Annotated in this window: 15 protein-coding genes; 10 read left to right on the top strand and 5 right to left on the bottom strand. The window is 49.2% G+C overall.

Annotation, left to right across the window (positions count from 1 at the left end):
* Positions 1 to 33: 33 nt before the first annotated feature.
* Positions 34 to 1,758 carry a substrate-binding domain-containing protein gene (locus tag DSZ37_RS11710; RefSeq protein ID WP_109727080.1) on the bottom strand — a complete coding sequence of 575 codons (1,725 nt, stop codon included), beginning with the start codon at positions 1,756 to 1,758 and terminating at the stop codon, positions 34 to 36.
* Positions 1,759 to 2,061: 303 nt separating this feature from the next.
* Here DSZ37_RS11710 and DSZ37_RS11715 point away from each other — a divergent pair, with 303 nt between their 5' ends.
* Together DSZ37_RS11715 and DSZ37_RS11720 are read left to right on the top strand one after the other, a co-directional pair.
* Positions 2,062 to 3,348: a hypothetical protein gene (locus DSZ37_RS11715; RefSeq protein ID WP_109727081.1), complete on the top strand. Its 1,287-nt coding sequence runs from the start codon at positions 2,062 to 2,064 to the stop codon at positions 3,346 to 3,348.
* Between the two features lie 222 nt (positions 3,349 to 3,570).
* Positions 3,571 to 4,305, top strand: coding sequence for an N-acetylmuramoyl-L-alanine amidase (locus DSZ37_RS11720; protein ID WP_109727082.1), 735 nt, complete (start codon positions 3,571 to 3,573; stop codon positions 4,303 to 4,305).
* Positions 4,306 to 4,441: 136 nt separating this feature from the next.
* Here the strand turns inward: DSZ37_RS11720 and DSZ37_RS11725 are convergent, their stop codons facing one another.
* Complete coding sequence (locus DSZ37_RS11725; RefSeq protein ID WP_109727083.1) at positions 4,442 to 4,882, bottom strand: MarR family winged helix-turn-helix transcriptional regulator; 441 nt, start codon at positions 4,880 to 4,882, stop codon at positions 4,442 to 4,444.
* A gap of 8 nt (positions 4,883 to 4,890) precedes the next feature.
* The gene (locus DSZ37_RS11730; RefSeq protein WP_109727084.1) at positions 4,891 to 5,151 is read right to left on the bottom strand and encodes a TIGR03905 family TSCPD domain-containing protein; all 261 of its coding nucleotides are present in this window, start codon (positions 5,149 to 5,151) and stop codon (positions 4,891 to 4,893) included.
* 219 nt (positions 5,152 to 5,370) lie between these two features.
* Here DSZ37_RS11730 and DSZ37_RS11735 point away from each other — a divergent pair, with 219 nt between their 5' ends.
* Positions 5,371 to 6,321, top strand: coding sequence for a glycoside hydrolase family 25 protein (locus DSZ37_RS11735; protein WP_109727085.1), 951 nt, complete (start codon positions 5,371 to 5,373; stop codon positions 6,319 to 6,321).
* Between the two features lie 293 nt (positions 6,322 to 6,614).
* Here DSZ37_RS11735 and DSZ37_RS11740 read toward each other — a convergent pair whose 3' ends face one another.
* Positions 6,615 to 6,860, bottom strand: coding sequence for an IreB family regulatory phosphoprotein (locus DSZ37_RS11740; protein WP_109727086.1), 246 nt, complete (start codon positions 6,858 to 6,860; stop codon positions 6,615 to 6,617).
* Between the two features lie 205 nt (positions 6,861 to 7,065).
* On the bottom strand, positions 7,066 to 7,605 hold the full coding sequence (locus DSZ37_RS11745) for a 4'-phosphopantetheinyl transferase family protein (protein WP_109727154.1): 540 nt from the start codon (positions 7,603 to 7,605) through the stop codon (positions 7,066 to 7,068).
* A gap of 149 nt (positions 7,606 to 7,754) precedes the next feature.
* Between DSZ37_RS11745 and DSZ37_RS11750 the strand changes: the two genes are divergently transcribed.
* The 7 genes from DSZ37_RS11750 to secA all read left to right on the top strand — a co-directional run bounded on the left by DSZ37_RS11750 (position 7,755) and on the right by secA (position 13,574).
* On the top strand, positions 7,755 to 7,970 hold the full coding sequence (locus DSZ37_RS11750) for a hypothetical protein (protein ID WP_109727087.1): 216 nt from the start codon (positions 7,755 to 7,757) through the stop codon (positions 7,968 to 7,970).
* Positions 7,971 to 8,043: 73 nt separating this feature from the next.
* Positions 8,044 to 8,553: a DUF3592 domain-containing protein gene (locus DSZ37_RS11755; protein WP_109727088.1), complete on the top strand. Its 510-nt coding sequence runs from the start codon at positions 8,044 to 8,046 to the stop codon at positions 8,551 to 8,553.
* A gap of 181 nt (positions 8,554 to 8,734) precedes the next feature.
* Positions 8,735 to 9,238, top strand: a complete 504-nt coding sequence (locus DSZ37_RS11760; RefSeq protein ID WP_109727089.1) for a hypothetical protein — start codon at positions 8,735 to 8,737, stop codon at positions 9,236 to 9,238.
* Between the two features lie 28 nt (positions 9,239 to 9,266).
* A complete protein-coding gene (locus tag DSZ37_RS11765) occupies positions 9,267 to 9,509 on the top strand; it encodes a hypothetical protein (protein ID WP_109727090.1) in 243 nt (80 codons plus the stop codon).
* A 10-nt stretch (positions 9,510 to 9,519) separates the two neighbouring features.
* Positions 9,520 to 9,657, top strand: coding sequence for a hypothetical protein (locus tag DSZ37_RS17760; protein WP_155267137.1), 138 nt, complete (start codon positions 9,520 to 9,522; stop codon positions 9,655 to 9,657).
* A gap of 4 nt (positions 9,658 to 9,661) precedes the next feature.
* Positions 9,662 to 10,612 (top strand): PstS family phosphate ABC transporter substrate-binding protein, encoded by a 951-nt coding sequence (locus tag DSZ37_RS11770; protein WP_109727091.1) that lies wholly within the window; start codon positions 9,662 to 9,664, stop codon positions 10,610 to 10,612.
* Between the two features lie 199 nt (positions 10,613 to 10,811).
* Positions 10,812 to 13,574 (top strand): preprotein translocase subunit SecA, encoded by a 2,763-nt coding sequence (secA, locus tag DSZ37_RS11775; protein ID WP_109727092.1) that lies wholly within the window; start codon positions 10,812 to 10,814, stop codon positions 13,572 to 13,574.
* The last annotated feature ends 73 nt before the right edge of the window (positions 13,575 to 13,647 follow it).

Below are 13,647 nucleotides of genomic sequence, written 5' to 3' on the forward strand. Positions count from 1 at the left end.
CCCGAGGCGTTTTGTAACGCTTCGGGGCGCTTTTTATGTTCTTTCAAGCCTCTGCTTGAATTCCTCTTTGTTTGTCCTTGATACGCGGAGTTCCTCCCTGTCGGACATGACCGCCAGTATGGAGCGGTCAGGCTCCACCTTGTAGCCCACGGTCTTGTTCATATTCACAAGGACAGAACGTGATATGCGGAAGAAGTTCTTATGGGTCAGCTGCTCCTCCAGCTCGAAAAGCCGCTGCTTTATCTCGTACTTGCCGTTTTTCATGGCGGCAAAGACCTTTTTCTCGTATGACTCGAAGTACAGCACGTTCTCGAGGTGGACCTTGGTCATGGAGCTGTTGTGCATTACCAGTATCGTTGCAGAGGGGGTTTTTACCTCGCTGACCGTGGGGACGACATCAGTCTGAGCAGGCACAGACCTTGTCTCCTCCGCAGGCGGAAGCTGCTGGCGGACATTGAGTATCTCTGCGCCTATGGCTAACCTGTTTGCAAAGACCTTGGCGTGACGGGTGTACAGCTCGGGACCTGCGTAGCCTATGGTCATGAAGCCGTATATGCGTTTGTCAAATACCAGCGGCAGTATGTATATATTCTGAATAGCGCCGTATGAGAACATATCGGGATAGATGGAGTCGGCGCGGAAAACAGCAGTCTCGCCGTTGAGCAGGTAGTCCTTCAGGAAGATGCATTTTGCAAAGCGGTCGTACTGTTCCATGAGGTTTACGCTGAGACTGATGTGATCGCGGATAAGGTACTTGTGGTTCTTGATGAACAGCGACAGCTCTTTCTGGGAGCTGACCTTGTAAAGCTTCTCCTCGAAAAGGCTGTTGCGGAACTCCATTTCACAGCGCTCATTGCTGTTGAGAGCGTCAAGCTTTGCGCGGACGTTCAGCAGGCTTTTTCTGCCGCAGCCGCAGCTGTCTCCCGTTATGACGCTGTGTTTTTTCTGCTTGGGCAGCTGGGGAGCTCGTCCCGTTATCAGCGAATGGAGCAGGGACACGGCGCGCTGTCCGCAGAAGTGGGTATCCGCGGTAAATGTAGTGATGGAGACTGCGCTGTTTGAGGCGTATGAGGAATCATCAAAGCCCGTAACAAGTATATCCTCGGGGACGCGGAGCCCTGCAAAGAACAGCTGCTTTATGAGGGCATAGGCTATCTCGTCATTGAGACATACAATGGCATCGGGCTTTTCCAGAGTGCCGCAGGCGATATCCTTTGCCACAGCCTTTGCTCCCGATATCCAGTACCCTCCGTAGAGCAGATTGTCCTCATCGCAGGGGATACCGCGGCTTTTCAGCACATTCACAAAGCCGTCTATGCGTTCATCGGCAATGCCCTTTTCACCGCCGAGACAGTAAAGGGTGCGGCAGCCGTGGACGTCTGTGAGGTGCTCCACCACCTTCTCGAAGTTCTTCTGATTATCCATGCCTATGACGTTGGGCAGCACATTTGAGCTTCCGATGACTACCACGGGGCAGCTGCAATTCTCGCGGAGAGATTTTTCGATAGGCGGAATGAGGCTCTTGTGGTTTGAAAAGGTATGCTCGACGAAGATAACACCGTCAAAGCGGTCGTAGTCGATGAGACTGTATACCCACTCCTCGTTATTGGTGTACAGCTCGCCGGTCTGGGGCATGGAAAAGGTAAATGTGCGGTAGCCGCAGGCGTTTGCCTGAGACTGTATGCCTGTGAGGAAAGCGTCGTTATAGTCTTCCCTGATATCTGAGAATATTACTGCAATAGATCTGTGTGATGACATGGTAAAGCCCTCCTGCTCCTTATAGTGTGATGATCTTCAGATCGTATAATGAGTTTTTGTAATGGATGAATGGTATATTTCTGAGGACGAACGGTACATTTTTACCGTTTGTCGCAGAGTGTGCATTTCGTCGCGGTATTGTACCGTCCGTCGCCGTATTTTGCATTTTATCGCGAAAATGAGCATTCTGTCGCAAATTATTGAAAGTCCCCCTCCAATATGATAAACTTGGGTTACAGAGCTGAAACAGAGAGTTTCGGTGAAAAACGAACCAAATCAAAAAAATGAACGGAGGAAAAAATCATGAAAAAACTTACAAAGGTCATCGCAGCTGTATCTGCTGCCGCAATGCTGGCTATCCCTGCAAATATGTCCGCATTCGCTTATAACGTGGACACAGGAAAGTCATTCAGCAATCCGCTTATAAACTACGATACATCGGCGGGCAGAGGTCAGCAATGGCAGTATTACAGCGTTCAGAAAGATATCCCTGCGCTGACAAGGACAATTCTGGAGGCTAAAGGCAAGTACACTTACTATGCAACTACCGATACAAGATGCAATGAATACGGCAACTGCGATATTTTTGCAATGCTCCCTCTTGAAGTTGCAACAACTGCAACTATCAACAATGCCCGCCCCTATATAGATAATCTTTCTGTAAAGAGCAAAACAGGAGATTACTATGCATTGTCACTGGAGTATTCAAACGTTTCCAAAACAGATACTCACCTCAAACGCCCCAGCATTCCGGTAAACTCTGACGCCTGTGATTACGCTCTGAGAATGCTTGAAGGTCCTTATTTACAGAATATACTGAATAATTTCTATATTGACCACCCAAACGACATCAACTATAGCTATATAAAGAGCCATAACGGATATACGGGCAATATCTATCTTGATGACCACTATATCGCAGGCATGAGGCTTTCTTCATCTGATCCTTATACCACATTCGATGAGCCTGTCCTTGAGCAAAAGTCAGGCGGAGGTGTCTTCCGTACAAAGATAACATTCCATATAAGCAATCCTGTTCCGACTCCGACTGTCTATCTGGGAATGTCAGGCTCCACCTCGGGCTCGCGTACATTTGAGTTCCTGAAGGACTTAAAGCTCACCTGCAACGGAGATCAGAGCTCGGGTGTAAGTTCTTACATCAAGGTGGGCGGAATATCCAAAAAGACAATATCCGTTCCATACAGCGACTATATCGCATACAATAATAATTATGACGGGCTTATCAGCTGTCCCGGATTTATCACAAATCTGAAAAATTATGACCGTCAGCTTTTCCTTGACAGCAGATTCAATGCCTATAAGCGTTCGGGCAGCACTATCTATATCTACACAGGAAAGAATGCAGGCATCGGCGATCCCGGCTGGTTAAACGGTTCGGGCAGCACAAAGTTTGAAGCATTCTTCCGCAACGGCGGCAGAGACATCATGGGACATTGCTCCAGCCTGAGAACTTATCTCCAGAATGCCACAACAGTAGTATTCTATTCAGGTGCTACACCCTCATCTGTGGGCACACGTTACTATTCCATGAGTGCGAGCACACTTCTTGACAGGCTCGACCGCGGCTGATCTTACAGGACAGCATATACAATATTTAAAGGCAGTCTGTAGCGATACAGACTGCTTTTTCATATTTATGATAACACGTTTTTTTGCTTGCTGTCAATGCAACTTACCCCTCGTAAAATGCAACTTACCGCCTTATTTTGCAACTTACAATGTAATAAAGCGGCAGCTGTGTGCATATAATCCAGTGACAATACCATCGCAGAAGCGGAAGGAGTTACTGTTATGAAAAGAGTTCACAGAAAGATCGTCAGCGGAGCATTACTGTGCGGCTGTGCGCTGTTTACACTGTACGGAGCGTCCCGTGTGGCAGAAAAAAGCGAAAAGGGAGCCCTGCCCGTTTCACTTTCGGGAGAGGGTGATGAGCTGCCCGTCATCGTCCTCGACGCAGGTCACGGCGGTATCGACGGCGGCTGCACCTCTGCGGAGGGAGTCCCCGAAAAGGGCATAAACCTTGACATACTCCTCAGGCTCAGGGATATCCTTGAAGTCAACGGCTATGAGGTCAGGGTCACAAGGGACTCCGACAGGTCAATACACGACGAGGGCGTGGAGGGCATCGCCGCCCAGAAGAGCTCCGACATGGACAACAGGCTCGCCATGTTCAACGAGAGCGGCAATGCGGTCTGTGTATCCGTCCACCAGAACCAGTTCACAGACCCGAAATACAAAGGCGCCCAGATGTTCTATTCGGGCAGCAACAGCACAAGCGAAGTCCTTGCAAGGGCGCTGCAAAGCAGGTTCAGGGAGCTTCTCCAGCCCGATAACGACCGCGAGATAAAGCTCTGCGGCAAGGAGCTTTTCCTCTGTTATTACAGCGACAATCCCACAGTTATGGCGGAGTGCGGCTTCATGTCCAATCCCGACGAGGCGGCGCTGCTGAATACGGAGGAGTACCGCGGCAAGGTGGCGTTCACGCTGTTTGCAGGCATAAACGACTTTGTCCACCGTAAAAAATGAAAAAAAGAGCGCACTTAAACGTGATACTCGTACAGCAGTTTTATAGGTGATATTGAGGAAGAACCTTTCCTCAGAAAGGTTTTCTCCCCATAATTACGCATAAGCTGCTATATAAGCACCACGATTATGTGCGCTCTCATGTTTGATTTTTTTCTGCTCCCAGTATCTTGTAGAGCAGGCGGTAAAGCTCCATAGCCTCATCGGGTGAGAGGTTCACGCAGCTTCCCACCTGCGGAGGGACTTCTGCTGCCTTTTCTCTGAGCTTGTCGCCCTTTTCGGTTATTTCAACAATGAGCACCCTCTCGTCCTCGGTGCTTCTTGACCTGTGGACAAGCCCCTTGGCTTCAAGGCTTTTCAGCACGGGAGTAAGAGTGCCCGAATCGAGAAAAAGCTTCTGCCCTATCTCCTTTACGCTGAGCTTTTTGTGCTCCCAGAATACCATCATAGCGATATACTGGGTATAGGTAAGGTCAATGGACTTCAGCAGCGGATTGTACTTTTTGATTATCTCCCTTGAACAGGCATAGAGAGGGAAGCAGAGCTGGTTTTCCAGTTTAAGGCAGTCGTACTTGTCCATCGTTCACCTCACGCGGTCTTTGTCTTTTCGTAGGCTTCGCGTACAGCGAGGCAGAGCTGATCCGCGCAGGAGGTAGGTCTTCTGCCGCAGGTATTGCCCTTGAGCTTGGCTTCTATCTGCTCAACTGTCCAGCCGTCAAGTATTTTTGAGATAGCCTTGAGGTTGCCGTTGCAGCCTCCGTAGAAGGAGATATTGGTGATAACATCGCCCTCGATATGAAAGCTTATTTCCTGTGCACATACCATGCTTGTCTTATAAGTGTAATCCATAATATCCTCCGTTTCTTTAAAGCAAAAGGGTTTATTGATTGAGTTCAATTTAATTTTACATCATTTTATTGCGTTTGTCAATACCCTTATCTGAAAATTCTGTGAAATACCTGCCAAAGTGACAGAAGTGTTATCATCTTCTGCGAAAATAATGTTTACAAAGAGCGAAAAATGTGGTATTATGTAATTACAGATAAAAAACAACTAATGGAGGAAATAATGGCAGACAACAAAAAACGCATACGCTTCAGGAGTATTGCTATCCTTGAAGCTGTCATCATACTTATTCTTGCAGTGGGACTCGTCTGGGTGGGCTTCATAAAGGGCAGGAAGGACGCAGTTCCTGCAAATTCATCAAACAAGCCGCAGGTCCGCAGAAGGGCTGTTATAGACAAGGAGGAGGCCTTCTATCAGCTGGACGGCAAGAAGCTCCTCATGCACGACAGTACATACGGCGAGATATTCGTACCCATCTACGGAGATGTTCCTGCAAGCGACCTTGACCTCAGCGGTCTTACCATGAGAAACGGATATGCCTACTATGAGGAGAACGGCGAGATCATCTCCACCACAGGCGTTGACGTATCGGAGTTTCAGGGCGCGATCGACTGGGAGCAGGTAAAGCAGGCTGATATAGACTTTGCCTTTATCCGTGTGGGCTACCGTACCTACGGTGACGGCATAATCACCTACGATAACGAGTTCCAGCGCAATATCGAGGGAGCACAGAAGGCAGGCATCAAGGTGGGCGCTTATTTCTACTCACAGGCAACCAATGCCGATGAGGCTGTTGAGGAAGCCGATGCCATGATAGATGCTCTTGCACCTTACGATATAAGTCTTCCCGTCGTATACGACTGGGAGATAGTACATACCGACAGTGCCCGTACAGACGATGTAAGCGTTGAAGCTCTGGCGGACTGCTGTGTGGCTTTCTGTGAGAGGATAAAGGATTCGGGCTACACTCCAATGGTCTACCAGAATACGGGAACGGCAATGCACAAGCTTGACCTGCCCCGTATCAAGGACTACGACTTCTGGCTGGCTGAATACGGCGACAGTCCGTCCTACTACTACGACTTCAAGATATGGCAGTACACCAACACAGGGCACGTTCCCGGGATCGAGGGGGACGTTGACCTGAACATCTGGTTCAGACCCGAAAAGTAATAAAAACAGGCTTTTGCAGTGCAAGAGCCTGTTTTTTCATCTGCAAAGCTAAATCGGAATTTAACACCGAAGGTGTTAAATTCCGAAGCCCTTAGCCTTTAGCTTTTAGCCATTAGGAAGCGGCTTCGCCGCTTTATTATCGGGCGGCGGAACGCCGCCCCTACATCAGGCTAACGGCTAATGGCTATGGGCTAACGGCTTAAATCATAATTTAGCTTTGCTAAATTATGATTTATCTTACACCTGAAAAAACACAATGCCCCCGAGCGTTTGCAGCACCCGGGGGCATATTTTTATGCGTTGAGATAATTCCTTACAAGCACCTGCAAAAGCTCGTCACGGTCGATGTGACGGATGAGGTTTCTTGCGTTGTTGTATGTCGTGATGTATGTAGGATCCTCCGAGAGGATGTAGCCTACTATCTGATTGACGGGGTTGTATCCCTTCTGAGTGAGAGCGTCATAGATTATCGTGAGATTTTTCTTCAGCTCCGCCTCTCTGTCCTCGTTGACGGAGAACGTCATTGTTTTATCGAACATATTATCAGCCTCCCGCTGTTGGAATACTTCTGGTGGAAGAAGCTTGTACATTATATTATACCCTAAAACGGGCGGCAAAGCAAGGGGGAACAGGAATTTTTCCCGATTTGACCGAATTTTATTGCCGATTTTATGAATATTGCACAGCAAAAGAAGTTGATAGAGTACGTTTTCCACAGAAAGGAAGAAGATATATAAACTTCTCCTATTGTGCTTTGTTCAGCAGCTCACAGACCGAAACAACATATTTCCCGTTCCCTGTTATGTATTGTCTGAAGCGGCAGCCCTTTATGTCTGTGACTATCTCTCCGCCGCGGAAAGAGAACTCTGCCTTGTCCATAGGGTAGGAAATGCCTATGCCGAGAGCCTTGACGTAGGCTTCCTTGAGGGTCCACAGGCGGAAGAAAAGCAGGTCACGCTCCTCTGCGGAAGCGCTCTCCACCATCTGCCGTTCGTTCTCCGAAAAGGCGCGGCTCATGACCTTGGGACGGTACTCCCTGACATTTTCGCAGTCTATGCCGCATTCCTGCTCCGATACGATGCAGGCGGCAATGCCGTTCGCGTGGGAGAGATTATAGTGTATATCGGGGCGGTCCGCAAGAGAGGGCTTGCCCATTTTTCCTTTTGTAACAGGAGTGTCCTCGCCGTAGTCCACACCGAGAGGTCGCAGGCACTCCCTGAGGAGCCTGTGAGCATGGGTGTGGAGTTCCTTTTTGTCCATCTCCCTTATTGATATCATCAGCATATTCATCACCATTTACAGTATAGCACAGGTCGGAGCCCCTTTGCAACAGGAAATGACAAATGTCACCGCGAAAGTGACAGAATACATCTTCATTTTGCGGCGTGATAGTTTTATTATAAAGCTGTAAACAGGATACGGAGGCGATGTATATGCTGATAAGTCTGATAATTACCGCAGCCATAGTACTGCTCTGGATAATACTTGCATATATCAGCGAGCGTTTTGAGATAACGTCTGCTTTCCGGGATGGAATAATTGCTTTCATTGGTATGGCAGGTATGTGCATTATTGTCTGGATACTTATAAAATGGGAAATATTGGACAAGATCGATTCCTGCTGTACCGATATAGGCAGAATGGGCTGAATTTATCGGTATCTCTTGATTTGCACGGCTTGGGGTGCTATAATAAAGGCATATTACAACAGGGAGGTCGGTCATGGAAATAGTAGCTCTGATTTTTGGCGCAGTGATTTTCGTTTTGGCGGTACAATTCATTTTCAGAACGACAAAGGGCACTGCCAAGGTAACACAGACGTATTCTGACGTAAACAAATACAAAAACCGCGGACGCAGACGAGTGGGCAGAGAGCCCGAGGTCTGGCATTACGCCGAGGGCGGTATCGGTCTCGCGCTGAAATATACCATCGACGGCAGGGAGGTCTGCGGCGTTCTGGACCGCGGCTTCACCGTAAGCGAGGCGGATATAAATGCCATAGTCGAAGCAAATGAAGAGGTAGATGTGGTGGTAGACCCCGACGATCCCGGAAAGTTCTGTCTGCTGAGGGAGTTTTACTCCTCCGGACCGAACCCGAGGGCAATGGCAGCTTACAGAAGCGAGCGCGGCTCCGTGGTGAACTCTTGGTTAAAGTTGAAGTTAGTGATATGGTCAGGCGGTATGATACTGGGATTACTCATGCTGCTCATTATTCTGGAGCAGTTTGAATAAAGCCGCTGAACGGCTATGAAAGGCGAGAGCATAATGAAAGGCATTGTTTTTGGCATTTTCGGTCAAGGCTGCTGTTGTGTGGACGTTTGATCGGGCACTATGGGCTGAATTTATCGGTATCTCTTGATATGTGCAGTTCGGAGTGCTATAATAAAGGCATATTGCAAAAGGGAGAAATAAAATGAAGTATTTAGTTTGCCTTGTTATCATAGCATTGATCATCGGTTTATGCGTATGCATTTACAAAGAAGTGACAAGTTCAAGAATAACGGTAAGAGATGCAGGTGACCTGCAAAGGTACAAGAACCGCGGACTCAGGCGTGTGGGACGTGAACCCGATATCTGGCATTACCCCGACGGAGAGATCGGACTCACTCTGAAATATGTCATCAACGGCAGGGAGATATACGGCGTCCTCGATCCTGATTTCGCAGTGAGCGAAAATCAGATCAGGGCGATAATCAGCACGGGGCTGGACGTTGATGTCATAGTAGATCCGGACGATCACACGAAGTTCTGTCTGATCAGAGAGTTCTATGTTCCATGGTACAAAAAGAGGAGAGTATCCGTAAGGGAGCAGAGGTCTCCTATGTATGGAAGGTCCGTGGTAGGCTATCTCGTTTCGTGGATAGCCGTTCTTGTGGTAATTCTGGCATTATTCTTATATTCGATTTATAAGCACTGATACATAGACTGCGAAAGGAGAGGGTGTCATGAATGACGTAAATATCCTGATAATGGAGATCATCGAATTAATACTGATAATCGGCATACCTGTCGGACTGCTCATATTTTTTATCGTCTCACTTGTGAACCTTTGCAGGACTCCGAAAGATCACCCGAAGTACAAAGGAAGAAAGACTGCCTTTATCGTTTCGGCGGTGCTTCTGGGACTGCTGACAGCACTGATCATAGGCTTCATGGTGCTGCTGACTTCTGCTATGAACCATATGTGAGGTGACGGGCATGAGTGACAAGACATTCGGACGTATCATCGCAGTCATTACAGCTCTGGGCATTCTCGTGACAGGAGGACTTATGTGGTATACAGTTCACCTGCACGGTGTCTGCTCCATAGTCTCCTATGTGGCAAACGGGAGGTGAGACCGTGGGGACAGCTAAGAAAATAGGCGCAATAGCGCTGCTTATAGGCGCTTTCGCAGGCTTTGACCTTGCGATATACGGCTTTTTTACAAAGCGCTGCATAGACACCTCCAGCGAGGAGATGAAGTGCTATTCCGTGGAGCTCCACCGCTATATGCCATTTGAGGAGGGCTCTGAGGCGGTAAAGGCGGACACGGAGCTGAGACTATCGGGAGACCTTCCCGTGCTGGACGGTGCAGCGGCTCTCTATCCCGTGTTCTCGGGAGTGGTGAACTCGGTCTATCCAGAGGACTGTGTTCACTTTGAGAACGGTGAGTTCACTGCGGACAGCGCCCTCCACTACACCAACACCATAGGCGCTTACAAGGCGGTGGCGGACGGCGATGCGGATATCATATTCTGCGCAAAGCCAAACGACGAACAGCTTGCCTACGCCGAAGAAAAGGGCGCAGAGCTGGAAATGGTGCCCATAGGCAGAGAGGCTTTCGTTTTTATCGTAAATGAGCGCAATCCCGTGGACGGTCTCACCTCGGAGCAGGTCAGGGATATATTCTCGGGCGGGATAAAGAGCTGGTCGGAGGTAGGCGGCGAGCACCTGCCCATAGAAGCGCTGTCCCGAAACAAGGGCAGCGGCAGTCAGACCACCATGGACAAATTCATGGCAGGACGGGAGCAGAAGCAGAGCCCCTTCGGTATTTTCGGCAGGTCCATAGGCTATTCATTCAGGTATTACGCCGAGAACATGACGGACGGCGGCGTGAAGCTTCTGGCGCTGGACGGAGCGTATCCCGACAGAGAGCATATCGCCGACGGTTCGTACCCCCTTGCAAGCAGCTTTTACGCGATATACCGCAGGGATAACGACAACGAGCAGGTGCCTGTGCTCATTGACTGGCTACTGTCCGATGAGGGGCAGTCTCTGGTGGAGCAGGCGGGATATGTGCCTATTGACTGATTATTCTCAAAAACCTGTCGCACAGTGTGCTTAAAAATGACATTATTGACGAAACAGCGGACTTTGTCCGCTATTTCTCATCATGGGTATTGACAAACTATGTCGTTTGATGTACAATATATTATGTGTATTTATACAATGTATCAGACCTACACTATAATAATGAATAATGTAAAATAATGTAAAGGCGGAAAACAAAATGGGTTTATTCAAAAACATTTTCGGTCCTAACGCTTACTCAAACCGCGAGCTGAAGCGCATAGAGCCTATTAAGAATAAAGTACTGGAGCTGGAAGAGGAATACGGTGAGCTCTCTGATGCAGAGCTGAAGGCTAAAACCCCCGAATTCAAGGAGAGACTGGAGGACGGCGAGACTCTCGACGATATCCTCCCCGAGGCTCTTGCTACCGTAAGAGAAGCCGCTTGGCGTGTCCTCGAGAAAAAGCCCTATCCCGTACAGATAATCGGTGCTATCGTTCTCCATCAGGGACGTATTGCCGAAATGAAGACCGGTGAAGGTAAAACTCTCGTTGCCTGCGTAGCTTCATACCTCAACGCACTTTCAGGTCTCGGCGTTCACGTCGTTACCGTTAACGATTACCTTGCAAAGACTCAGGCTGAGGAAATGGGCAAGGTGCTCCGCTGGCTGGGACTTACTGTTGGATGTATCCTTCACGGTCTCAACAACGACCAGCGCCGTGCAGCTTATAACTGCGACGTAACCTACGCTACAAACAACGAGCTGGGCTTCGATTACCTCCGTGACAACATGGTAACTCACAAGGAGGAGCGCGTTCAGCGTGCCCCCAACTTCGCTATCGTGGACGAGGTGGACTCCATCCTCATCGATGAGGCTCGTACTCCTCTTATCATTTCGGGACGCGGCGACAAGTCCACAGACCTGTACGCAATCGTTGACCGCTTTGCAAAGACACTTACTGCCACAACAGTAGTTGAAATGGACGACAAGCAGGATCAGGACGCTCTCAACGAGGACGCTGACTACATCATCGACGAAAAGGCTAAGACCGCAACCATCACACAGCGCGGTGTTAAGAAGGCAGAGCAGGCATTCAGAGTCGAGAACCTTATGGACTCCGAGAATATGACACTGCTCCACCACATAAATCAGGCTATCAAGGCTAACGGCGTAATGAAGAACGATATCGACTACGTTGTCAAGGACGGCGAGATCATCATCGTTGACGAGTTCACAGGCCGTCTTATGATGGGTCGTCGTTTCAACGACGGTCTCCATCAGGCTATCGAGGCTAAGGAGGGCGTTAAGATCAAGAGCGAGTCAAAGACTCTTGCTACTATCACCTTCCAGAACTTCTTCCGTCTCTACACAAAGCTTTCCGGTATGACAGGTACTGCCATGACCGAGGAAGACGAGTTCAAGGAGATCTACAAGCTGGATGTTATCGCTGTTCCCACAAACAAGCCCGTTATCCGTATAGACCACAACGATCAGGTATATACTACCGAAAAGGGCAAGTACGCTGCTATCATCGATAAGATCATAGAGTGCCACGAGAAAGGACAGCCTATCCTCGTTGGTACAGTTTCCATCGAGAAGTCAGAGCTCCTCTCCGCTATGCTCAAGAGAAAGGGCATAAAGCACGAGGTCCTCAATGCCAAGCATCACGCAAAGGAAGCTGAGATCGTTGCTCAGGCAGGTAAGTACGGCGCCGTTACCATCGCTACCAACATGGCAGGACGTGGTACCGATATCATGCTGGGCGGTAACGCCGAGTTCCTCGCAAGAGCCGAGCTGAGAAAGCGCGAGATCCCCGAGGAGATCATCACAGAGGCTATCGGCTTTGCTGATACAGATGACGAGGAGATACTTGCAGCAAGAAAGCTCTACCGCGAGCTCTATGACAAGTTCAATGCAGAGGTAAAGGAGAAGGCTGTTGCCGTTAAGGAGGCAGGCGGTCTCTATATCCTCGGTACAGAGCGTCATGAGTCACGCCGTATCGACAACCAGCTCCGCGGACGTTCAGGACGTCAGGGCGACGAGGGCGAAAGCTGCTTCTTCCTCTCAGTCGAGGATAACCTCATGCGTATCTTCGCAGGTGACCGACTTGAGAACCTTATGAAGACCCTCAATGTTGACGAGAATACACCTATCGAGAGCAAGATGCTCACAAAGATCATCGAGTCTTCACAGAAGAAGGTCGAGGGTCAGAACTTCAGCATAAGAAAGAACGTCCTCAACTACGACGACGTTATGAATACACAGCGTGAGATCATCTACAAGCAGAGAGCTCAGGTACTTGACGGCGAGGACCTCCACGAGAGCATCCTCAAGATGTCAGAGGATCTCATCCAGTCCACAGTTGACAGCTATCTCGTTGACGATGAGGTAAAGGACGACTGGAACCTTGTTGGTCTCAGAGAGCACTTCATGGGCTGGCTCATCGGTCCCGAGGACCTTGACTACGACGAGGACGATCTGGGCGACGTTTCCAAGGAGGATATCGTAAATACTCTCAGCACCAAGGCAGGAGAGATATTCGAGGCAAAGGAAGCAGAGTACGGTTCGGATGTTATGCGTGAGCTCGAGAGAGTTATCCTGCTGAAGGTAGTTGATACCAAGTGGATGGCTCATATTGACGATATGGAGGAGCTGAAGAAGGGTATCGGACTCCGCTCCTACGGTCAGAAGAACCCCGTTATCGAGTATCGTTACGAGGGCTTTGAGATGTTCGACGCTATGGTCGAGTCCATCCGTGAGGATACTATCCGTATGCTCCTTACAGTAAAGCTCCAGAAGAACGAGGCTCCCGAGCGTGAGCAGGTCGCTCAGCCCGATGCTCCCAATGCAGGAGCAGGTGACGGCAGCTTTACAGACGAGCCTGTCCGCGTGAAGAAGATCGGCGATAACGATCCCTGTCCCTGCGGAAGCGGCAAGAAGTACAAGAAGTGCTGCAAGGCAAAGGATATGGCTAACAAGTAATATGCACAGGGGCGGACTGCCGCCCCTTTAAGCATTGCCGCAGGGGGCGGCTGTGCAAAGTTTCTTTTATAGA

The organism is Ruminococcus flavefaciens, assembly GCF_900116855.1.
GTDB lineage: Bacteria > Bacillota > Clostridia > Oscillospirales > Ruminococcaceae > Ruminococcus > Ruminococcus flavefaciens_R.